The organism is Fluviicoccus sp. (genome assembly GCF_030646115.1).
Lineage (GTDB): Bacteria > Pseudomonadota > Gammaproteobacteria > Pseudomonadales > Moraxellaceae > Fluviicoccus.
The window spans coordinates 133,808-152,088 of record NZ_JAUSMX010000018.1 but is presented as its reverse complement, the minus strand read 5'-3'; the positions used below and the strand labels follow the sequence as shown (position 1 = coordinate 152,088).

Sequence of the window (18,281 nt, the reverse complement as noted above, 5' to 3'; positions counted from 1 at the left end):
AGGGTATCTGTTTTTTAACGGGAGAAACTGCCGACATGGCAACTACTAACCAGCTGATTCGTCACGGTCGCCAAAACCTGATCGAGAAGTCCAAGGTGCCGGCCCTCAAGGCCTGCCCGCAACGTCGTGGTGTTTGCACCCGCGTTTATACCACCACCCCCAAGAAGCCGAACTCCGCACTCCGCAAGGTTTGCCGTGTTCGTCTGACCTCGGGTTTTGAAGTCACCTCCTACATCGGCGGTGAAGGCCACAACCTCCAAGAGCACAGCGTCGTTCTGATTCGCGGCGGCCGTGTAAAAGACTTGCCGGGTGTGCGCTATCACACCGTTCGTGGTTCGCTTGACTGTTCCGGTGTCAAAAACCGTAACCAGAGCCGTTCCAAGTACGGTACCAAACGTCCCAAGAAGTAATTGTGGACGTAGTAAGGCCGGGCAGGCGGGTTGAGCAAAAAGATCTCAGCATGTGTCCCGGACAACCCTGAAGTTTCAATAAAGGTTTTGAGAAATGCCCAGAAGACGTGTAGTCGCCAAGCGCGAAATTCTTCCTGATCCGAAATTCGGAAGCCAGACTGTTGCCAAATTCATCAATCATGTGATGGATAGCGGCAAGAAATCCGTTGCCGAAGGGATCGTTTACGGCGCCCTGGAGCGTGTTGCCCAAAAAGGCAAGCCCGATCCCGTGCAATTCTTCGAGGACACCCTGGAAAAGGTGCGTCCGATGGTTGAAGTCAAGGCTCGCCGTGTCGGTGGTGCCACCTATCAGGTTCCCATGGAAGTACGCCCCTCCCGTCGTACTGCCCTGGCGATGCGCTGGCTGGTGGATGCTGCCATGAAGCGCAGCGAAAAGACCATGGCGCTCCGTCTGGCTGGCGAATTGCTGGATGCTGCAGAAGGCAAGGGTGCTGCGCTCAAGAAGCGTGAAGATGTTCACCGTATGGCTGAAGCCAACAAGGCCTTCTCCCACTATCGTTTCTAAAACGATCCAGAGGATATTTACATGGCTAGAACTACGCCATTGGAGCGCTACCGGAATATCGGTATCAGCGCCCATATTGATGCCGGCAAGACGACAACTACCGAGCGCATTCTGTTTTACACGGGTGTGAATCACAAGATCGGTGAAGTGCATGACGGCGCTGCAACCATGGACTGGATGGAGCAGGAACAGGAGCGTGGTATTACCATTACTTCTGCGGCTACCACCTGTTTTTGGAGTGGTATGGCTCACCAGTTTCCCGAGCACCGTATCAATATCATTGATACCCCGGGTCACGTGGACTTCACGATTGAAGTGGAGCGCTCCATGCGTGTGCTGGATGGCGCCTGCATGGTTTATTGCGCGGTGGGCGGCGTGCAGCCCCAATCTGAAACGGTATGGCGTCAAGCCAACAAGTATCGGGTTCCGCGTCTGGCATTCGTGAACAAGATGGATCGCACCGGCGCCAACTTTTTCCGCGCTGTCGAGCAGATGAAGTTGCGCCTCGGCGCCAATCCGGTACCCATGGTGGTTCCTATTGGTGCTGAAGAAAACTTCGAAGGCGTTGTCGATCTCGTGACCATGAAGGCTGTCTATTGGGACGAAGCTTCTCAGGGCATGAAGTTCGAGCTTCGCGACATCCCTGCTAACCTGCAGGATGTCTGCGAGAAGTGGCGCGGCAATCTGGTGGAAAGCGCAGCTGAAGCCAGTGAAGAGTTGATGAACAAATATCTTGAGGGGGGTGACCTCACTGAAGATGAAATTCATCAGGCTATTCGTCAGCGTACTCTGGCGGGTGAAATTCAGCCGGTAATGTGCGGCTCCGCCTTCAAGAACAAGGGCGTTCAAGCCATGCTTGATGCGGTCATCCGCTACTTGCCGGCTCCGAATGACGTGCTTGCGATCAAGGGTACTCTTGACGACAAGGCGGAAACACCTGCTGAGCGTCATGCATCTGATGATGAGCCGTTTGCGGCACTCGCATTCAAGATCATGAATGACAAGTTCGTCGGTTCGTTGACCTTCATCCGGGTTTACTCGGGTGTGATCAAGTCGGGCGATGCTGTCTGGAACCCGATCAAGCAGCGCAAGGAACGCGTAGGCCGTATTCTGCAGATGCACGCCAACCAGCGTGAAGAACTGACTGAAGTGCGCGCCGGCGACATCGCTGCGTTCGTAGGCATGAAGGACGTTATCACTGGTGAAACGCTGTGTGATGAAAACAATGTCATCACCCTTGAGCGTATGGAATTTCCTGAGCCGGTTATTTCGTTGGCTGTCGAGCCGAAGACCAAGGCTGACCAAGAAAAAATGTCGATCGCTCTTGGTCGTCTTGCCAAGGAAGATCCGTCTTTCCGCGTCAAGACAGATGAGGAGTCCGGCCAAACCATTATTTCCGGCATGGGTGAATTGCACCTGGAAATTCTGGTTGACCGCATGAAGCGCGAATTCGGTGTTGAAGCCAACATCGGCAAGCCGCAGGTTGCTTATCGTGAAACCATCCGCAAGACGGTGGAGTCCGAAGGCAAGTTCGTGCGTCAAACCGGTGGTCGCGGTAAGTATGGTCACGTCTATGTGCGTCTGGAGCCGATGGGCGAAGACCGCGAGAAGGACTATGAGTACGCCGTGGAAGTGGTTGGCGGCACCGTGCCGAAGGAATTTTTCGGTGCAGTCGACAAGGGTATTCAAGAGCGCATGACGACCGGTGTTCTGGCTGGCTATCCGATTGTGGGTATCAAGGCGGTGCTGTTCGATGGCTCCTACCACGACGTCGACTCGGATGAATTGTCCTTCAAAATGGCCGGTTCGATCGCATTCCGTCAGGGCTTCATGAAGGCCGACCCCGTGCTGCTTGAGCCGATCATGAAGGTCGAGGTGGAAACACCGGAAGACTACATGGGCGACATCATGGGTGACCTTAACCGTCGTCGCGGTATGGTACAAGGCATGGATGATCTGATTGGCGGCGGCAAGGCCATCAAGGCTGAGGTGCCGTTGTCCGAAATGTTCGGATATGCAACTGACATGCGTTCCATGTCCCAGGGTCGCGCAACGTTTACCATGGAGTTTTCGCGTTACGCTGAAACGCCGCGTAACGTTGCTGATGCGATCATTGCCAAGTTCTCTGGCAAGGGCAAGTCTGACGACGAGTAAACATCAAGTGGAGGGGCTGGTCCCCCTCCATGGCTATTTTTGAGAGGATTGAATCATGGCGAAGGCCAAGTTTGAACGCGATAAGCCGCACGTAAACGTCGGCACCATTGGTCACGTTGACCACGGCAAGACCACCCTGACGGCGGCTATTACCACCATTTGCGCGAAAGTGTACGGCGGTGAGGCCAAGGCATACGACCAGATCGATGCTGCCCCTGAAGAGCGTGCGCGTGGTATCACCATTAACACCGCCCACGTGGAATACCTGTCTCCCATTCGTCACTATGCCCACGTCGACTGCCCGGGTCACGCTGACTATGTGAAGAACATGATCACCGGTGCCGCCCAGATGGACGGCGCGATCCTGGTTTGCTCTGCTGCTGACGGCCCCATGCCGCAGACCCGCGAGCACATCCTCCTGTCCCGTCAGGTTGGCGTGCCGTACATCGTCGTGTTCCTGAACAAGTGCGACATGGTTGATGACGAAGAGCTGCTGGAACTGGTCGAGATGGAAGTCCGCGACCTGCTGAACAAGTACAACTTCCCTGGTGACGACACCCCGATCATTCGTGGTTCCGCGCTGGAGGCCTTGAATGGCTCTGAAGGTCCGTTTGGCATTCCTGCCATCCTGAAGCTGGTGGAAACACTGGATTCCTATATCCCGGAACCCACCCGCGCCATCGACCAGCCGTTCCTGCTGCCGATCGAAGACGTGTTCTCGATTTCTGGTCGCGGTACCGTGGTCACTGGTCGTGTTGAGCGTGGCATTGTCAAGGTTGGTGAGGAAGTGGAAATTGTTGGTATCAAGGATACCGTCAAGTCCACCTGCACCGGCGTTGAAATGTTCCGCAAGCTGCTGGATGAAGGCCGTGCCGGTGAAAACGTCGGCGTGCTGTTGCGCGGCATCAAGCGCGAAGATATTCAGCGTGGTCAGGTTCTGGCCAAGCCGAACAGCATCAAGCCGCACACCCAGTTCGTGTCGGAAGTGTACGTGCTGAGCAAGGAAGAAGGTGGTCGTCACACGCCGTTCTTCAAGGGCTACCGTCCCCAGTTCTACTTCCGTACGACGGACGTGACGGGCAACATCGAGCTGCCGGAAGGTGTCGAGATGGTGATGCCGGGTGACAACATCCAGATGACGGTGGAGCTGATCCATCCGATCGCCATGGACGAAGGTCTGCGCTTCGCGATTCGTGAAGGCGGCCGTACTGTTGGCGCCGGTGTTGTGGCCAAGATCATCAAGTAATTGATGGTTTGGCGGGAAGAGGGAGGGGTAGCCCCTCCCTTTTTTTACAAAGAAGGAATTAGCAGGAAAAAACGTCAGTATGTATTGCATTTAGCCTGGATACAGGGAATAATGCCGCTCCCGCGATATGCGGGGTGTAACTTACAGTCGGGGCATCGATCTCGGCACTGGCTTTATTAGATACTTTTCGCTCCCTTCGGGGTATGTGAAAGGGATATTTTTTATTTTTGGTTTGGAGTTGCTGGAATGGCTAACCAGAGAATCCGTATCCGCCTGAAGGCCTTTGATCATCGTTTGATTGATCAGTCGGCTCAGGAGATCGTTGAGACCGCCAAGCGCACTGGCGCACAGGTTTGTGGTCCGATTCCGCTGCCCACCCGCATCGAACGCTTCAATGTGCTGACTTCGCCGCACGTCAATAAGGACGCCCGCGACCAGTACGAAATCCGCACCCATAAGAGACTGGTTGATATCGTGCAGCCCACCGACAAGACGGTAGACGCGCTGATGAAACTGGATCTGGCTGCAGGCGTAGATGTGCAGATCAGCTTGGGATAATCGTTATTCGTATTGCGTAGCTGCAAAGCTGTGCTGAGAAGAGGTTAGAGGAAATGGCTATTGGTTTGGTCGGACGTAAGTGCGGCATGACCCGGATCTTCACAGAGGCAGGTGTTTCTGTTCCTGTGACGGTTATCGAGGTCGATCCGAACCGCATCACCCAGATTAAGACCCTTGAGTCTGATGGCTATCAGGCTGTTCAGGTTACAACGGGTGAGCGTCGTGCATCCCGTGTTACCAAGGCTATGGCGGGTCACTTCGGCAAGGCTGAGGTGGCTGCTGGTCGTGGTGTTTGGGAGTTTCGAGTTGGTGCGGAAGAGTTGGCTGCCTATCAGGTTGGTGGACAGATTGGGGTTGATTTCTTCGCTGCGGGTCAGAAGATTGATGTGACCGGCACCAGTAAGGGTAAGGGTTTCCAGGGTGGCGTCAAGCGCTGGAACTTCCGTACTCAGGATGCGACGCACGGTAACTCCGTTTCGCATCGTGTGCATGGTTCAACTGGTCAAAATCAGAGCCCGGGTCGTGTTTTCAAGGGTAAGAAGATGGCTGGTCACATGGGTGATGTCCGTGTAACCGTGCAGGGTCTGGAAGTGATTTCCGTTGATGCTGAAAAGTCCGTACTTGTGGTTTTGGGTGCGGTACCTGGGGCAATTGGCTACGACGTGATCGTGCGTCCGTCGGTTAAGGCCTAAGGGGGGTTGAACGTGAATCTGAAGACCGTTTCCGGTGCAGCTGTTGAGTTGTCCGAAGTTGCCTTCGGCAGGGAATTTAATGAGGCGCTTGTTCACCAGGTCGTTACGGCTTACCTGGCTGGAGCGCGTCAGGGTACTCGTGCCCAGAAGAACCGTGCTGAAGTGAGTGGTGGTGGCAAGAAGCCATGGCGCCAAAAGGGAACAGGCCGTGCGCGCGCCGGTTCCATTCGTAGTCCGATATGGCGTGGTGGTGGCAAGGCGCATGCGGCTGTTCCGCAGAATTGGGAGCAGAAGGTTAATCGCAAGATGTACCGTGGTGCCATGCAATGCATATTGGCTGAATTGGTTCGCCAGGATCGTTTGGTCTTGGTGGAAGATATCACTGTCTCCGGTCCAAAAACCCGTGAGTTGGTAGAAAAGCTGAAGGGTTTGGGCATTGATAATGTCCTGATCGTGACGGATGCGGTTGATGAAAACCTGTATCTGGCGGCTCGGAATCTTCCTAATGTTGCTGTTATCGATACGGCGGCGATTGATCCTGTCAGTCTGATTGGTTATGACAGGGTGCTGATGTCGGTGCCTGCTGCGAAGAAACTTGAGGTGGAATTGGGATGAACAACGAACGTTTGTACCAAGTGCTGCTTGGCCCGCACATCTCCGAGAAGGCAAACATTGCTGCTGAAACCCGCAATCAGCAGGTTTTTCGGGTCAGCCTGGATGCCAATAAGCTCGAAATCAAGAAGGCTGTGGAAAAGTTGTTCGGCGTCGAGGTTGAGGCGGTCAATACTACGGTGATCAAGGGCAAGAACAAGCGCTTTGGTCGTAGTCCTGGTCGTCGCTCGGATATCAAGAAGGCCTATGTCACTCTGAAGGCTGGCGCAGAAATCCAGTTGGCCGACGCGGCCGAGTAAGGGTGGGAGTGCATTATGCCAATCGTAAAATGTAAGCCGACCTCACCGGGTCGTCGATTTGTGGAAAAGGTTGTAAATCCTGATCTGCACAAGGGTCGTCCTTTCGCTGCACTTGTTGAAAGCAAGAAGCGGACGGGTGGTCGAAACAATAATGGTCATATCACAACCCGTCATGTGGGTGGTGGGCACAAGCAGTTGTATCGTCTTGTGGACTTCAAGCGCAACAAAGACGGAATTCCGGCTGTTGTTGAGCGTCTTGAGTATGATCCGAACCGCACGGCATATATTGCTTTGCTGAAATATGCGGATGGTGAGCGTCGTTACATTATCGCTCCCAAAGGTTTGAAGGCTGGTGACGCTGTCCAGTCCGGTGATGATGCGCCAATCAAGGTGGGTAACACCTTGCCGTTGCGCAACATGCCGATCGGTGCCACGGTGCATTGTGTCGAGTTGAAGATCGGCAAGGGGGCGCAAGTAGCCCGTTCCGCCGGTACTTCCGTCCAGTTGCTGGGTCGTGATGGCGCTTACGCCATTGTCCGTCTCCGCTCTGGCGAAATGCGCAAGATTCATGTTGATTGCCGCGCCACCCTGGGTGAAGTGTGCAACTCTGAACATAATCTGCGTGTACTGGGCAAGGCCGGTGCTAGCCGCTGGCGTGGTATTCGTCCGACTGTTCGCGGCATGGCCATGAACCCCGTTGATCACCCGCATGGTGGTGGTGAAGGCCGTAACAAGGGTATGCACCCTGTTTCGCCATGGGGTCAGAAGGCTAAGGGTTACAAGACCCGCAGCAACAAGCGTACGACCAATATGATCGTTCGCGATCGTCGCAAGTAATGGGATGAAGGAGAGTAACTGTGCCTCGTTCACTTAAAAAAGGCCCGTTTGTAGATACGCATCTTTTTGCGAAGGTGGAAGCCGCTTTGGCAGCCAGCTCCAAGAAGCCCATCAAGACCTGGTCGCGTCGTTCGATGATTCTGCCGGATATGGTTGGTCTGACCATCGCCGTGCACAATGGGCGCCAGCATGTTCCGGTTTTTGTAACCGAGCATATGGTGGGACATAAACTCGGTGAGTTCGCACCCACCCGCACCTATCGCGGTCATGGTGTTGACAAGAAAGCCAAACGCTAAGGGGTGAGTAATGGAAGTTGTGGCTAAACTTCGCGGCGCGCCAATTTCCGCCCAGAAAGCACGCTTGGTGGCGGATCTGGTGCGCGGCAAGCCGGTTGATCAAGCGCTGAATATCCTGGCGTTCAGCAACAAGAAAGCAGCTGCTTTCTTGAAGAAAGTGCTGGAGTCGGCAATTGCCAACGCTGAGCATAATAACGGCGCTGATGTGGATGAACTGAAAGTCTCCACGATATTTGTCGATGAAGGGACCAGCTTGAAGCGGATCATGCCCCGTGCCAAAGGGCGTGCGGACCGTATCACCAAGCGGACCTGTCACATCACCGTCAAAGTCGCGGAATAAGGGGATCTATCATGGGTCAGAAAGTTCATCCAGTTGGTATCCGTCTTGGTGTTGTCAAAAAGCACAATGCCAATTGGTATGCCAGCCCGAAAAATTATGCGGAATATCTGCTGACGGATCTTAAGGTGCGTGAGTACCTGTATAAGAAACTGAAAAATGCAGCTATCAGCCGTATCCTGATTGAGCGCCCTTCTGATACGGCTCGTATCACGATCAGCACAGCGCGTCCCGGCATCATCATCGGTAAAAAAGGTGAAGATGTCGAGCGTCTGGGTCGTGAAGTGGCCAAGTTGATGAAGACGCCTGTCCAGATCAATATTGATGAAATCCGCAAGCCTGATCTGGATGCGCGCCTGGTTGCTGAAAGCATTGCTTCGCAACTGGAGAAGCGTGTGATGTTTCGCCGCGCCATGAAACGCGCAGTGCAAAACACCATGCGTGCCGGCGCCAAAGGAATCAAGGTGGAAGTGTCCGGCCGTTTGGGCGGGGCTGAGATCGCCCGTTCGGAATGGTATCGGGAAGGCCGAGTGCCCCTGCATACCCTGCGTGCGGACATCGACTACTCCATCATGCGCGCTGAAACCACCTATGGGTGTATCGGTGTGAAAGTCTGGATTTTCAAGGGCGAAATTCTTGGCGGCATGGATCAAGTCCTGCAGCCAGTGCCTGTTGAAGATTCCAAGCCAGCCAAGCGTCGCGGCGGGCGTGATGATCGCGGTGATCGCGGTGATCGCGGTGGACGTCGTGACTCGGACGCAAAGGGGCAATAAGAGATGTTACAGCCTAAACGCACCAAGTTCCGAAAGGTTCAGAAAGGTCGTAATACCGGTCTTGCGCATCGTGGCAGCACTGTTGCCTTTGGCAGCATTGCGCTGAAGTCGCTTGAGCGCGGCCGTATTACTGCCCGTCAAATTGAAGCTGCGCGTCGTACGATCTCGCGTCGTGTGAAGCGTGGTGGAAAAATCTGGATCCGTGTGTTCCCGGACAAGCCGATTACCGAAAAGCCGCTCGAAGTTCGGATGGGTAATGGTAAAGGCAACGTCGAGTACTGGGTCGCCGAGATTCAACCCGGCAAGATCCTGTACGAGATCGAAGGGGTTTCCGAAGAGCTTGCACGTGAAGCCTTCACGCTGGCCGCTGCCAAGCTGCCGGTTAAAACAACCATCGTATCCCGGACGGTAATGTGATGAACGCTACAGAATTGCGTCAAAAGACTGCGGATGAGCTCCGCACCGAGTTGGATAGCCTCCAGCTCCAGCAATTTAAACTGCGCATGGCGAAAGCCACTGGTCAACTCGCCAAGTCGCACCAGGTTGGGCAGGTACGTAAGGACATTGCACGGATTAAAACTGTCTTGACTGAAAAACAGGGTGGCTGATATGACCGAGCAAACCATTTCCCAGCGTACGCTGACCGGTAAGGTCATCAGCAACAAGATGGATAAGTCCATTACAGTGCTGATCGAGCGCCGTGTACAGCATCCGGTTTACGGCAAGTTTATCCGTCGCTCCACCAAGCTGCATGCTCATGATGAGAATAATGTGTGCAAGGAAGGCGATGTGGTGACGATTGCTGAATGCCGGCCCATCTCCAAGACTAAGGCATGGACCTTGGTTGCAGTGATTGAGTCTGCTGAATAAGCTGATTTTTACTTGTTTCCCTGCGCAAGATTGGGTAGCATGCTGCCCCTTCGCGTAGGGTTTATTCCAGGTTTGGAGTTGAACAATGATTCAGACCGAAACGATGCTCGATGTGGCTGATAACAGCGGTGCCAGACGAGTCCAGTGTATTAAGGTGCTGGGTGGATCTCATCGTCGTTATGCCTCTGTGGGCGATATCATCAAGGTCACGGTCAAGGAAGCAATTCCCCGTGGCAAGGTCAAGAAGGGCGATGTCATGAACGCCGTGGTGGTTCGTACCAAGTTTGGTATTCGCCGTCCTGACGGTTCTCTGATTCGTTTTGATGACAATGCAGCAGTGCTGTTGAATAACCAGCGTGCGCCAATCGCGACTCGTATTTTCGGGCCGGTGACGCGTGAACTGCGTACAGAGCAATTCATGAAGATCATCTCGCTGGCGCCTGAAGTCCTGTAAGGGTGAGTTAAATGGCAAAGATCAAAACTAATGACGAAATCATCGTCATTGCTGGCAAGGACAAAGGCAAGCGCGGCAAAGTGCTCAAGGTTGCTGATGGACGTGTCACAGTTGCGGGTATCAACCTGGTCAAGAAGCATGTGAAGCCTAATCCGGCTCGCAGTCTTCCGGGTGGTATCGAGGAGCGTGAAGCGCCCCTGCATATCTCGAATGTGGCGGTTTTTAACGCGGCAACACAAAAGGCCGATCGTGTCGGCTACAAGACGGAAGGCGAAACAAAAGTTCGTGTCTTCAAGTCTAGTGGCGATACGATTGCAGACGCTAAGTAACAGGTTGGTTGAAGATGGCCAGACTAAGACAAGTTTACAAAGACGAACTCGTAGCCAAGTTGTTGGCTGAGTTGAGTCTCGATAATGTGATGCAGGTTCCACGCATCACCAAGATTACTCTGAATATGGGAGTGGGCGGTGCCGCGCAAGACAAAAAGATGCTTGATGGCGCCGTGGCCGATATGCAGCTGATTTCTGGCCAGAAACCCGTTGTTACTCTCGCGCGTAAATCCATCGCAGGCTTCAAGATTCGTGAAGGCTGGCCGATTGGTTGCAAGGTTACGTTGCGTGGTGAGCGCATGTATGAGTTTCTGGAGCGGTTGATCTATATCACCATTCCTCGAATTCGTGACTTCCGCGGTTTCAGCGCCAAGGCGTTTGATGGTCGTGGAAACTACAGCATGGGTCTCAAAGAACAGATCGTCTTCCCTGAAATCGACTTTGATAAAATCGATAAGATTCGCGGGATGGATATCACGATCACTACGACGGCTGCCAATGACGATCAAGGTCGTGCATTGCTGCGTGCTTTTGGCTTCCCCTTCAAGTGAGTATTTGTCATGGCTAAAAAAAGCATGATTAATCGCGAAGCAAAGCGCGAAAAAACCGTTGCTAAGTATGCTGCCTTGCGCAGCCAGTTGAAGGCGACTATCGGCAACGTCAATGCATCTGAAGAGGATCGTTGGGCGGCTATGTTGAAGTTGCAATCTCTGCCTCGTGATGCTTCTCCCGTGCGTCAGCGTAATCGGTGTGGCTTGACCGGACGTCCTCATGGCTTTTTCCGCAAGTTCGGCTTGGGCCGTAACAAGTTGCGCGAAGCTGTGATGCAGGGTGACGTTCCTGGTGTTGTCAAGGCTAGCTGGTAAGAGGACTGTTCAATGAGCATGCAAGATACCGTTGCGGATATGCTTACACGCATTCGCAATGCACAACAGGCGCGCAAGCAAAGCGTTGCCATGCCTACGTCCAAGCTGAAAGTGGCCTTGGCCAAAGTGCTTATCGATGAAGGTTATATCGCCTCCAGTGAAGTTGAGGGTTTAACCCTGACTCTGGGCCTCAAGTACTATGAAGGCAAGCCGGTCATTGAGCAGATCAAGCGCGTTAGTCGCCCTGGTTTGCGCGTTTACAAGGGGTCCGATGAATTGGCTCCGGTAAAGAATGGTTTGGGCGTTCTGATTGTTTCTACCAATAAAGGCATTATGACTGATCGCGCTGCCCGTGCTGCGGGCGTGGGCGGTGAAGTGATTGCCCTTGTATCGTGATAGGTGAAGCATAATGTCTCGCGTGGCTAAATCTCCGGTTGCTCTTCCCAAAGGGGTAGATGTGACTATCAATGGCCAGGAGTTGCTGGTAAAGGGTGGCAAGGGGTCACTGTCCCTCTCCCTGAACGGCCTGGTTGAAGCCAAGATTGAAAACGAGCAGTTGGTGTTTGCCCCCCGGGAATTAACCCAGGCTGGTTGGATGCAAACAGGAACTGCACGTTCTTTGGCCAATAATATGGTTAAGGGTGTTAGTGCTGGCTTTGAGCGTAAACTTCAGTTGATTGGTGTGGGCTACAAGGCCGCAGCCAAAGGCAAGGTTCTGAACCTCGCGCTGGGATATTCTCATCCGATCGACTTTGATCTCCCTGAAGGTGTGACGGCAGAAACGCCGACTCCGACGGAGATTATCCTGAAGTCGATCAACAAGCATTTACTCGGCCAAGTGGCCGCCAATGTTCGTGCTTTCCGTCCGCCTGAGCCTTACAAGGGCAAGGGAATTCGGTATTCGGATGAAAATGTCATCCGTAAGGAAGCCAAGAAGAAATAACGCGTGAGGTCGCCATGAACGAAAAGAAAGAAGCTCGCTTGCGGCGCGCCAAGGCCACTCGACTCAAGATTCACGAGTTGGGTGCTGTCCGTCTGTGCGTGAACCGCACGCCGCGTCACATCTATGCGCAAGTCATCTCTGCCTGTGGTGGGGTTGTACTTGCTCAAGCTTCGACGCTTGATGCTGCATTGCGTGAGTCGCATACCGGTAATGTAGATGCAGCCAAGAAGGTCGGTGCGCTGATTGCTGAGCGTGCCAAAGCAGCAGGAATTAGTCGTGTTGCATTCGACCGTTCCGGATTCAAATATCATGGCCGTATTCAGGCCTTGGCTGATGCCGCTCGTGAAGGCGGTCTGGAATTCTAAGGTGCATCATGGCTAAAGTTGAACAAAACGAAGGCTTTGTCGAAAAGCTGGTGGCTGTAAATCGAGTGGCTAAGGTTGTGAAGGGTGGTCGGATTTTTTCCTTCACTGCCCTGACCGTAGTCGGTGATGGGAAGGGTCGTGTCGGGTTTGGTCGTGGTAAGGCTCGTGAAGTGCCTGCCGCCATCCAGAAGGCATTGGAAGCAGCTCGCCGTAACATGATTTCCGTCGATTTGAACGGGACCACGTTGCAGCATGCGATCAATGCCCAACATGGCGCTTCTCGAATTTACATGCAGCCTGCATCTGATGGTACTGGTGTAATCGCTGGCGGTGCAATGCGTGCCGTACTCGAAGTTGCCGGTGTTCATAATGTCTTGGCCAAGTGTTATGGCTCGACCAATGCCAACAATGTTGTTTATGCAACATTCAAGGGCTTGGCTTCCATGACTTCGCCAGAGCAGGTTGCTGCAAAGCGCGGCAAGTCTGTCGAAGAAATTTTGGGATAATGTCATGACCCAGGCAACTATTAAGGTAACCCAGATTAAGTCTGGTGCGCACAAGCTGAAAAACCACAAGCTTTGTCTTCTTGGTTTGGGGCTTCGTCGTATTGGTCATACCGTCGAGGTTCTGGATACTCCGGATAATCGTGGCATGATCAACAAGGTGTATTACCTCGTGAAAGTTGAGGCATAAGTGATGCAACTGAATGAATTGAGCCCAGCTGAGGGCTCCAAGAAAGTAGCTCGCCGTCATGGTCGTGGTATCGGTTCCGGATTGGGTAAGACTGGTGGTTCCGGTGTGAAGGGGCAAACCTCTCGTGGCAAGGGCAAGGTTCGTCCTGGCTTCGAGGGCGGGCAGATGCCCCTTTATCGCCGTCTTCCGAAGTTTGGCTTCACATCCCAACGTGCACTTGATACTGCGGAAGTCCGTCTTTCCGAGTTAGTGTTTGTGGATGGCGCTGATGTGACCCTTGATACATTGAAGGCTGCAAATCTTGTTCGTAAGGACAAGGTTCGTGCCCGTATCATGTTGTCCGGTGCCATTGACCGCGCTGTGATTGTCAAGGGTGTTGCTGTGACTAAGGGTGCCCGGGCTGCTATTGAGGCGGCCGGTGGTAAGGTCGAGGAATAATAACGATGGCAAATGCGCGTAGCGAGGCGGCAAAAGCGGCAATGAAGTCACCCGCCATGCGACAAGGCATGGGTGAACTATGGCGTCGGATTGTTTTTCTTTTTCTGGCGTTGATTGTTTTCCGTCTTGGTGCGCATGTGCCTGTTCCTGGTATCAACCCTGACCGACTTGCGCAAATGTTTGAACAGAACAAGGATACCATCCTGAGTCTGTTCAACATGTTTTCCGGAGGGGCTCTGGAGCGTATGTCGATTCTTGCTCTCGGAATCATGCCGTATATTTCTGCGTCCATCATCATGCAGTTGATGACGACCGTCAGTCCCCAACTTGAGGCAATCAAGAAGGAAGGGGAATCGGGCCGCAGAAAGATCAACCAGTACACGCGATATGGGACGGTGGTTCTTGGCTTTGTGCAAGCTGTCGGTATGTGTGCGGGCTTGCAGGGCCAGGGGATTACACTGACGACCGGAATGTCGTTCTACATCCCGGCGGTTGTCAGCTTGGTTGCCGGTACCGTATTTTTGATGTGGTTAGGTGAGCAAATTACAGAGCGTGGCGTTGGCAACGGTATTTCGATGCTGATTTTTGCGGGGATTGTTGCAGGTATTCCTTCAGCCATAGGTATGTCTCTGGAGTCTGCACGCCAAGGTGAGATGAGCATTATCGGTTTGCTGATTTTGTTCATGCTGGCCATGGTTGTTGTGGGTGCTGTTGTTTTCATGGAAAGAGGGCAGCGCAGAATAACCGTCAATTATGCGCAGAAGCAGCAGGGACGACGTTTGTATGCCGCCCAGCAAAGCCATTTGCCGCTTAAGATCAATATGGCTGGTGTTATTCCTGCAATTTTTGCCAGTTCACTATTACTTTTCCCGGCAAGTTTGGGTCAGTGGTTTGCGCAGTCTCCAAACCCTAATGTTGCTCAACGGTTTCTTCAGGACATGGCGCTGACGCTTTCTCCGGGGCAACCCTTGTATTTGTTGTTGTTTGCATTGCTGATTATTTTCTTCTGCTATTTCTATACGGCCTTGATGTTCAATCCCAAGGAAGTAGCAGATAATCTCAAGCGGTCTGGCGCATACATTCCGGGTATCCGCCCGGGTGATCAGACTGCGAAGTACATTGACAGTGTGTTAACCCGTTTGACTTTAGTCGGTGCCATCTACATCACTATTGTGTGTTTGATGCCGATGTTGTTGCAGGTTGCGTTCAAGGTGCCGTTCTACCTTGGCGGTACTTCACTGTTGATTGTGGTGGTTGTAGTCATGGACTTTATGGCCCAGGTTCAAGCCCACCTCATGTCTCACCAGTACGAGTCCTTAATGAAGAAAGCTAACCTTAAGGGTGTTGGTACTGGGTCTGGCCTTATTCGTTGAACTGTAAACAGACAGGTAAATCCCATGAAAGTTCGTGCCTCTGTGAAAAAGATTTGCGGAAGCTGCAAGGTTGTGCGTCGGAATGGCACTATTCGTGTCATTTGCAGTGCTGAACCGCGTCACAAACAGCGTCAGGGTTAAACCTGCCTGTTGCTTTTTTCAGGTTCGGGCGATAAAATCGCCCACTTTTCGCGGCATGCCTCAATGGCATGCCGTATTGTGTGGAGAATGGTGAATGGCCCGTATAGCCGGCGTAAACATTCCGGATAACAAACACGCGGTGATCTCGCTGACCTACATCTTCGGTATCGGTCGTACTACATCTGCCAAAATTCTGGCGGCTGTTGGTATTCAAACCACTACCAAGATCAAGGATCTGTCAGACAGCCAACTGGATGCAATCCGTGCAGAAGTGGCAAAAATCCCTACTGAAGGTGATTTGCGCCGCCAAGTTTCAATGAACATCAAGCGGTTGATGGACCTCGGTTGCTATCGTGGTATCCGTCACCGTCGTGGATTGCCTGTCCGTGGACAGCGTACGAAGACCAATGCGCGTACGCGTAAGGGTCCTCGCAAGGCAATCAAGAAGTAAACATTTCCTCGGAAGCTAAAAGATGGCAAAAGACAATCAGCGCGGTCGGAAGAAGGTAACTCGTACCGTCTCCGAAGGTATCGCGCATATTCACGCTTCTTTTAATAACACCATTGTGACGATTACCGATCGACAAGGTAACGCACTGGCCTGGGCCACTAGCGGTGGTCAGGGCTTCCGTGGTTCGCGTAAGTCCACCCCCTTCGCTGCCCAGGTGGCTGCGGAAGTTGCGGGCAAGGCTGCACTGGATTATGGTTTGAAGAATCTTGACGTGCTCGTCAAGGGTCCTGGCCCCGGTCGCGAATCCGCGGTGCGTGCTCTGAATTCTGTTGGTTACAAGATCAACAGCATTACGGACGTTACGCCAATCCCACACAATGGTTGTCGTCCCGCCAAGAAGCGCCGCGTGTAATCCAGGAGACTTGAAAGATGGCTCGTTATATTGGTCCGAAGTGCAAGCTCTCCCGTCGTGAAGGCACTGACCTGATGCTCAAGTCCGGTGTTCGCGCCCTGGACTCTAAGTGTAAAATTGATACCCCCCCCGGCGTACATGGCGCTTCCCGTAAGGGTAAGCAGTCTGACTACGGTATCCAGTTGCGTGAAAAACAAAAAGTGCGTCGTATTTATGGCGTGCTTGAGCGTCAATTCAGCAATTATTACAAGGAAGCTGCCCGTTTGAAGGGTGCTACCGGTGAAAACTTGCTGCAATTGCTGGAAAGCCGTCTTGATAACGTGGTTTATCGCATGGGTTTTGGTGCGACGCGTTCTGAAGCTCGTCAGTTGGTGAGTCACCGTTCGGTTACTTTGAATGGTCGTCGTGTAAACATCGCTTCCCTGCAAGTTAAGCCGGGTGATGTTGTCGCCATTTATGAGAAGTCCAAGACTCAGTTGCGCGTGAAGAGTGCTATCGAGCTGGCTGGCCAGCGTGGTACTCCTGCGTGGCTGGAAGTTGATTATGCCAAAATGGAAGGTACGTTCAAGGCATTGCCTGAGCGTTCGGATCTTCCCTCGGAAATCAACGAAAGCTTGATTGTTGAATTGTACTCCAAGTAAGGCTTGGCTCTAGTTTTGAGGTCGCATTCATGACGCGTACCAATGAGTTTCTGACGCCGCGCTCAATAGCTGTTCAGGCTATTAGCGCGACTCATGCAAAGGTTACGCTGGAGCCTCTTGAAAGAGGTTTCGGTCATACCTTGGGCAACGCTTTACGCCGCATTCTTCTGTCTTCGTTGCCTGGTGCAGCGGTAGTTGAAGCGGAAATTGAAGGTGTTGAGCATGAGTACAGCACGCTGGAAGGCCTGCAGGAAGACATCATTGAGCTGTTGCTTAATCTGAAGGGTCTTTCCATCAAGCTGTTTGAACAAAGCGAAGCTGTATTGACCCTGGACAAGAAGGGCCCGTGCTCAATTACTGCGGCAGATCTCGGTTTGCCGCACAATGTTGAAATCGTAAACAACGATCATCACATCGCCACTCTCGGGGCGAATGGTCACCTGAAAATGAAGTTGAAGGTGACGCGTGGTCGTGGTTATGAGCCCGTTGATGCGCGGTACGCTGAAGGTGAAGGTCGTCCTATCGGCCGTCTCCAGTTGGATGCCAGTTACAGCCCGGTGAAGCGTGTTTCCTATGTGGTTGAAAATGCCCGTGTGGAACAGCGTACTGACCTGGACAAACTGGTAATCGACCTGGAAACCAATGGGACTATCGAGCCGGAAGAGGCTATCCGTCGTGCGGCCACAATTCTGCAGCAACAAATCTCTGTGTTTGTTGATTTGCAGAAGGATAAGCTGCCAGAGCCGGTTGCCAGCCGAGAGGAGGTCGATCCGATCCTTCTCCGTCCGGTTGATGACCTTGAACTGACGGTACGTTCGGCTAACTGCCTCAAAGCTGAAAACATTTATTACATTGGTGATCTGGTTCAACGTACGGAAGTGGAGTTGCTGAAGACTCCTAATCTGGGCAAGAAGTCGCTCACCGAAATCAAAGATGTGCTGGCTTCCAAAGGCTTGTCACTCGGAATGCGTCTGGATAACTGGCCACCCGCCAGCCTGCGCGCCGATGACCGTTTCGCCTACCGTAGCCGCTAATCGCTGAATCTGATTTGAGGAAGTTACGCCATGCGTCATCGTAATAGTGGTGTCAAGCTGGGTCGAAACAGCAGTCACCGTAAGGCCATGTTCACCAATATGGCAATCTCCCTGTTCGAACACGAACTGATCAAGACCACTCTGCCCAAGGCCAAGGAATTGCGCCGTGTTGCCGAGCCCCTGATTACGCTGGCAAAGATTGATTCTGTTGCCAATCGTCGTCTGGCGTTTGCCCGCACACGTAGCAAAGAAGCTGTGGCCAAGCTTTTCAACGAGCTGGGTCCGCGCTACAAAGCCCGTAATGGCGGTTACCTGCGTGTGCTGAAGGCTGGCTTCCGTGCCGGCGATGCAGCACCGATGGCATACGTGGAACTGGTGGATCGTCCGCTGGTTGCTGCGCCTGCTGCCGAGTAAGGTTGCCGTTAATAAAAAAGCCGACAAAAATGTCGGCTTTTTTTATGTCTGTCATCTGGCAGACAAGGCACCGGGTGA

32 protein-coding genes are annotated in these 18,281 nt (G+C 53.0%); all 32 read left to right on the top strand.

The window, feature by feature from the left end; translation table 11 throughout:
• Positions 1 to 35 precede the first annotated feature (35 nt).
• The 32 genes from rpsL to rplQ all read left to right on the top strand — a co-directional run bounded on the left by rpsL (position 36) and on the right by rplQ (position 18,203).
• Positions 36 to 410, top strand: coding sequence for a 30S ribosomal protein S12 (gene rpsL / locus Q7T36_RS12645; protein ID WP_304848978.1), 375 nt, complete (start codon positions 36 to 38; stop codon positions 408 to 410).
• 94 nt (positions 411 to 504) lie between these two features.
• Positions 505 to 975: a 30S ribosomal protein S7 gene (rpsG, locus tag Q7T36_RS12640; RefSeq protein ID WP_304848975.1), complete on the top strand. Its 471-nt coding sequence runs from the start codon at positions 505 to 507 to the stop codon at positions 973 to 975.
• 21 nt (positions 976 to 996) lie between these two features.
• Positions 997 to 3,129 (top strand): elongation factor G, encoded by a 2,133-nt coding sequence (fusA, locus tag Q7T36_RS12635; RefSeq protein WP_304848972.1) that lies wholly within the window; start codon positions 997 to 999, stop codon positions 3,127 to 3,129.
• A gap of 55 nt (positions 3,130 to 3,184) precedes the next feature.
• Positions 3,185 to 4,375, top strand: a complete 1,191-nt coding sequence (gene tuf, locus Q7T36_RS12630; protein ID WP_304848969.1) for an elongation factor Tu — start codon at positions 3,185 to 3,187, stop codon at positions 4,373 to 4,375.
• A gap of 246 nt (positions 4,376 to 4,621) precedes the next feature.
• The gene (gene rpsJ, locus Q7T36_RS12625) at positions 4,622 to 4,933 is read left to right on the top strand and encodes a 30S ribosomal protein S10 (protein WP_130410592.1); all 312 of its coding nucleotides are present in this window, start codon (positions 4,622 to 4,624) and stop codon (positions 4,931 to 4,933) included.
• Between the two features lie 53 nt (positions 4,934 to 4,986).
• Complete coding sequence (gene rplC / locus Q7T36_RS12620) at positions 4,987 to 5,625, top strand: 50S ribosomal protein L3 (RefSeq protein ID WP_304848966.1); 639 nt, start codon at positions 4,987 to 4,989, stop codon at positions 5,623 to 5,625.
• A gap of 12 nt (positions 5,626 to 5,637) precedes the next feature.
• Positions 5,638 to 6,240: a 50S ribosomal protein L4 gene (rplD, locus tag Q7T36_RS12615; protein WP_304848963.1), complete on the top strand. Its 603-nt coding sequence runs from the start codon at positions 5,638 to 5,640 to the stop codon at positions 6,238 to 6,240.
• Complete coding sequence (gene rplW, locus Q7T36_RS12610) at positions 6,237 to 6,536, top strand: 50S ribosomal protein L23 (protein WP_304848960.1); 300 nt, start codon at positions 6,237 to 6,239, stop codon at positions 6,534 to 6,536. Before rplD ends, rplW begins: the two co-directional genes overlap by 4 nt.
• 15 nt (positions 6,537 to 6,551) lie before the next feature.
• Positions 6,552 to 7,373: a 50S ribosomal protein L2 gene (rplB, locus tag Q7T36_RS12605; protein WP_304848957.1), complete on the top strand. Its 822-nt coding sequence runs from the start codon at positions 6,552 to 6,554 to the stop codon at positions 7,371 to 7,373.
• A 20-nt stretch (positions 7,374 to 7,393) separates the two neighbouring features.
• The gene (rpsS, locus tag Q7T36_RS12600) at positions 7,394 to 7,669 is read left to right on the top strand and encodes a 30S ribosomal protein S19 (RefSeq protein ID WP_304848954.1); all 276 of its coding nucleotides are present in this window, start codon (positions 7,394 to 7,396) and stop codon (positions 7,667 to 7,669) included.
• A 10-nt stretch (positions 7,670 to 7,679) separates the two neighbouring features.
• Positions 7,680 to 8,009, top strand: coding sequence for a 50S ribosomal protein L22 (rplV, locus tag Q7T36_RS12595; RefSeq protein ID WP_304848951.1), 330 nt, complete (start codon positions 7,680 to 7,682; stop codon positions 8,007 to 8,009).
• A gap of 11 nt (positions 8,010 to 8,020) precedes the next feature.
• On the top strand, positions 8,021 to 8,779 hold the full coding sequence (rpsC, locus tag Q7T36_RS12590) for a 30S ribosomal protein S3 (protein ID WP_304848948.1): 759 nt from the start codon (positions 8,021 to 8,023) through the stop codon (positions 8,777 to 8,779).
• Positions 8,780 to 8,782: 3 nt separating this feature from the next.
• A complete protein-coding gene (gene rplP / locus Q7T36_RS12585) occupies positions 8,783 to 9,196 on the top strand; it encodes a 50S ribosomal protein L16 (protein WP_304848945.1) in 414 nt (137 codons plus the stop codon).
• Positions 9,196 to 9,387, top strand: coding sequence for a 50S ribosomal protein L29 (gene rpmC, locus Q7T36_RS12580; RefSeq protein WP_130410583.1), 192 nt, complete (start codon positions 9,196 to 9,198; stop codon positions 9,385 to 9,387). The genes rplP and rpmC overlap by 1 nt, the downstream gene beginning before the upstream one ends.
• A gap of 1 nt (position 9,388) precedes the next feature.
• Complete coding sequence (gene rpsQ, locus Q7T36_RS12575; protein ID WP_304848939.1) at positions 9,389 to 9,649, top strand: 30S ribosomal protein S17; 261 nt, start codon at positions 9,389 to 9,391, stop codon at positions 9,647 to 9,649.
• Between the two features lie 85 nt (positions 9,650 to 9,734).
• Positions 9,735 to 10,103, top strand: a complete 369-nt coding sequence (gene rplN / locus Q7T36_RS12570; protein WP_130410581.1) for a 50S ribosomal protein L14 — start codon at positions 9,735 to 9,737, stop codon at positions 10,101 to 10,103.
• An 11-nt stretch (positions 10,104 to 10,114) separates the two neighbouring features.
• Entirely contained in the window at positions 10,115 to 10,432 is a 318-nt protein-coding gene (rplX, locus tag Q7T36_RS12565; RefSeq protein ID WP_304848934.1) for a 50S ribosomal protein L24, read from the top strand.
• Between the two features lie 14 nt (positions 10,433 to 10,446).
• Entirely contained in the window at positions 10,447 to 10,983 is a 537-nt protein-coding gene (gene rplE / locus Q7T36_RS12560) for a 50S ribosomal protein L5 (RefSeq protein WP_304848932.1), read from the top strand.
• 9 nt (positions 10,984 to 10,992) lie between these two features.
• Positions 10,993 to 11,298: a 30S ribosomal protein S14 gene (gene rpsN, locus Q7T36_RS12555; RefSeq protein WP_304848930.1), complete on the top strand. Its 306-nt coding sequence runs from the start codon at positions 10,993 to 10,995 to the stop codon at positions 11,296 to 11,298.
• A 12-nt stretch (positions 11,299 to 11,310) separates the two neighbouring features.
• Entirely contained in the window at positions 11,311 to 11,694 is a 384-nt protein-coding gene (gene rpsH, locus Q7T36_RS12550) for a 30S ribosomal protein S8 (RefSeq protein WP_304848928.1), read from the top strand.
• A 13-nt stretch (positions 11,695 to 11,707) separates the two neighbouring features.
• Complete coding sequence (gene rplF, locus Q7T36_RS12545; RefSeq protein ID WP_304848926.1) at positions 11,708 to 12,241, top strand: 50S ribosomal protein L6; 534 nt, start codon at positions 11,708 to 11,710, stop codon at positions 12,239 to 12,241.
• 14 nt (positions 12,242 to 12,255) lie between these two features.
• A complete protein-coding gene (gene rplR / locus Q7T36_RS12540; protein ID WP_304848923.1) occupies positions 12,256 to 12,606 on the top strand; it encodes a 50S ribosomal protein L18 in 351 nt (116 codons plus the stop codon).
• Between the two features lie 8 nt (positions 12,607 to 12,614).
• Positions 12,615 to 13,112: a 30S ribosomal protein S5 gene (gene rpsE / locus Q7T36_RS12535; protein WP_304848920.1), complete on the top strand. Its 498-nt coding sequence runs from the start codon at positions 12,615 to 12,617 to the stop codon at positions 13,110 to 13,112.
• A gap of 4 nt (positions 13,113 to 13,116) precedes the next feature.
• Positions 13,117 to 13,299: a 50S ribosomal protein L30 gene (rpmD, locus tag Q7T36_RS12530; protein WP_304848917.1), complete on the top strand. Its 183-nt coding sequence runs from the start codon at positions 13,117 to 13,119 to the stop codon at positions 13,297 to 13,299.
• A 3-nt stretch (positions 13,300 to 13,302) separates the two neighbouring features.
• Positions 13,303 to 13,737, top strand: coding sequence for a 50S ribosomal protein L15 (gene rplO / locus Q7T36_RS12525; RefSeq protein ID WP_304848915.1), 435 nt, complete (start codon positions 13,303 to 13,305; stop codon positions 13,735 to 13,737).
• A 5-nt stretch (positions 13,738 to 13,742) separates the two neighbouring features.
• A complete protein-coding gene (gene secY / locus Q7T36_RS12520; RefSeq protein ID WP_370690118.1) occupies positions 13,743 to 15,110 on the top strand; it encodes a preprotein translocase subunit SecY in 1,368 nt (455 codons plus the stop codon).
• 24 nt (positions 15,111 to 15,134) lie between these two features.
• On the top strand, positions 15,135 to 15,251 hold the full coding sequence (gene rpmJ, locus Q7T36_RS12515) for a 50S ribosomal protein L36 (protein ID WP_107865087.1): 117 nt from the start codon (positions 15,135 to 15,137) through the stop codon (positions 15,249 to 15,251).
• 94 nt (positions 15,252 to 15,345) lie between these two features.
• Complete coding sequence (gene rpsM / locus Q7T36_RS12510) at positions 15,346 to 15,702, top strand: 30S ribosomal protein S13 (RefSeq protein WP_130410571.1); 357 nt, start codon at positions 15,346 to 15,348, stop codon at positions 15,700 to 15,702.
• 22 nt (positions 15,703 to 15,724) lie between these two features.
• Positions 15,725 to 16,114, top strand: coding sequence for a 30S ribosomal protein S11 (gene rpsK, locus Q7T36_RS12505; RefSeq protein ID WP_130410570.1), 390 nt, complete (start codon positions 15,725 to 15,727; stop codon positions 16,112 to 16,114).
• A gap of 17 nt (positions 16,115 to 16,131) precedes the next feature.
• On the top strand, positions 16,132 to 16,755 hold the full coding sequence (rpsD, locus tag Q7T36_RS12500) for a 30S ribosomal protein S4 (protein ID WP_304848902.1): 624 nt from the start codon (positions 16,132 to 16,134) through the stop codon (positions 16,753 to 16,755).
• A gap of 29 nt (positions 16,756 to 16,784) precedes the next feature.
• Entirely contained in the window at positions 16,785 to 17,789 is a 1,005-nt protein-coding gene (rpoA, locus tag Q7T36_RS12495) for a DNA-directed RNA polymerase subunit alpha (RefSeq protein ID WP_304848899.1), read from the top strand.
• A gap of 30 nt (positions 17,790 to 17,819) precedes the next feature.
• Complete coding sequence (gene rplQ / locus Q7T36_RS12490) at positions 17,820 to 18,203, top strand: 50S ribosomal protein L17 (RefSeq protein WP_304848896.1); 384 nt, start codon at positions 17,820 to 17,822, stop codon at positions 18,201 to 18,203.
• Positions 18,204 to 18,281: the final 78 nt, after the last annotated feature.

Coding starts and splice junctions, on each gene's coding strand:
- secY (WP_370690118.1), top strand. CDS start 13,743: ATGGCAAATGCGCGTAGCGAGGCGGCAAAAGCGGCAATGAAGTCACCC.
- rplR (WP_304848923.1), top strand. CDS start 12,256: ATGAACGAAAAGAAAGAAGCTCGCTTGCGGCGCGCCAAGGCCACTCGA.
- rpmJ (WP_107865087.1), top strand. CDS start 15,135: ATGAAAGTTCGTGCCTCTGTGAAAAAGATTTGCGGAAGCTGCAAGGTT.
- rplE (WP_304848932.1), top strand. CDS start 10,447: ATGGCCAGACTAAGACAAGTTTACAAAGACGAACTCGTAGCCAAGTTG.
- rplW (WP_304848960.1), top strand. CDS start 6,237: ATGAACAACGAACGTTTGTACCAAGTGCTGCTTGGCCCGCACATCTCC.
- rplP (WP_304848945.1), top strand. CDS start 8,783: ATGTTACAGCCTAAACGCACCAAGTTCCGAAAGGTTCAGAAAGGTCGT.
- rpsE (WP_304848920.1), top strand. CDS start 12,615: ATGGCTAAAGTTGAACAAAACGAAGGCTTTGTCGAAAAGCTGGTGGCT.
- rplC (WP_304848966.1), top strand. CDS start 4,987: ATGGCTATTGGTTTGGTCGGACGTAAGTGCGGCATGACCCGGATCTTC.
- tuf (WP_304848969.1), top strand. CDS start 3,185: ATGGCGAAGGCCAAGTTTGAACGCGATAAGCCGCACGTAAACGTCGGC.
- rplQ (WP_304848896.1), top strand. CDS start 17,820: ATGCGTCATCGTAATAGTGGTGTCAAGCTGGGTCGAAACAGCAGTCAC.
- rpsH (WP_304848928.1), top strand. CDS start 11,311: ATGAGCATGCAAGATACCGTTGCGGATATGCTTACACGCATTCGCAAT.
- rpsC (WP_304848948.1), top strand. CDS start 8,021: ATGGGTCAGAAAGTTCATCCAGTTGGTATCCGTCTTGGTGTTGTCAAA.
- fusA (WP_304848972.1), top strand. CDS start 997: ATGGCTAGAACTACGCCATTGGAGCGCTACCGGAATATCGGTATCAGC.
- rpsQ (WP_304848939.1), top strand. CDS start 9,389: ATGACCGAGCAAACCATTTCCCAGCGTACGCTGACCGGTAAGGTCATC.
- rpsN (WP_304848930.1), top strand. CDS start 10,993: ATGGCTAAAAAAAGCATGATTAATCGCGAAGCAAAGCGCGAAAAAACC.
- rplX (WP_304848934.1), top strand. CDS start 10,115: ATGGCAAAGATCAAAACTAATGACGAAATCATCGTCATTGCTGGCAAG.
- rplO (WP_304848915.1), top strand. CDS start 13,303: ATGCAACTGAATGAATTGAGCCCAGCTGAGGGCTCCAAGAAAGTAGCT.
- rpoA (WP_304848899.1), top strand. CDS start 16,785: ATGACGCGTACCAATGAGTTTCTGACGCCGCGCTCAATAGCTGTTCAG.
- rpsG (WP_304848975.1), top strand. CDS start 505: ATGCCCAGAAGACGTGTAGTCGCCAAGCGCGAAATTCTTCCTGATCCG.
- rpsD (WP_304848902.1), top strand. CDS start 16,132: ATGGCTCGTTATATTGGTCCGAAGTGCAAGCTCTCCCGTCGTGAAGGC.
- rplN (WP_130410581.1), top strand. CDS start 9,735: ATGATTCAGACCGAAACGATGCTCGATGTGGCTGATAACAGCGGTGCC.
- rpsL (WP_304848978.1), top strand. CDS start 36: ATGGCAACTACTAACCAGCTGATTCGTCACGGTCGCCAAAACCTGATC.
- rpsM (WP_130410571.1), top strand. CDS start 15,346: ATGGCCCGTATAGCCGGCGTAAACATTCCGGATAACAAACACGCGGTG.
- rplF (WP_304848926.1), top strand. CDS start 11,708: ATGTCTCGCGTGGCTAAATCTCCGGTTGCTCTTCCCAAAGGGGTAGAT.
- rplB (WP_304848957.1), top strand. CDS start 6,552: ATGCCAATCGTAAAATGTAAGCCGACCTCACCGGGTCGTCGATTTGTG.
- rpmD (WP_304848917.1), top strand. CDS start 13,117: ATGACCCAGGCAACTATTAAGGTAACCCAGATTAAGTCTGGTGCGCAC.
- rpsK (WP_130410570.1), top strand. CDS start 15,725: ATGGCAAAAGACAATCAGCGCGGTCGGAAGAAGGTAACTCGTACCGTC.
- rpsJ (WP_130410592.1), top strand. CDS start 4,622: ATGGCTAACCAGAGAATCCGTATCCGCCTGAAGGCCTTTGATCATCGT.
- rplV (WP_304848951.1), top strand. CDS start 7,680: ATGGAAGTTGTGGCTAAACTTCGCGGCGCGCCAATTTCCGCCCAGAAA.
- rpmC (WP_130410583.1), top strand. CDS start 9,196: ATGAACGCTACAGAATTGCGTCAAAAGACTGCGGATGAGCTCCGCACC.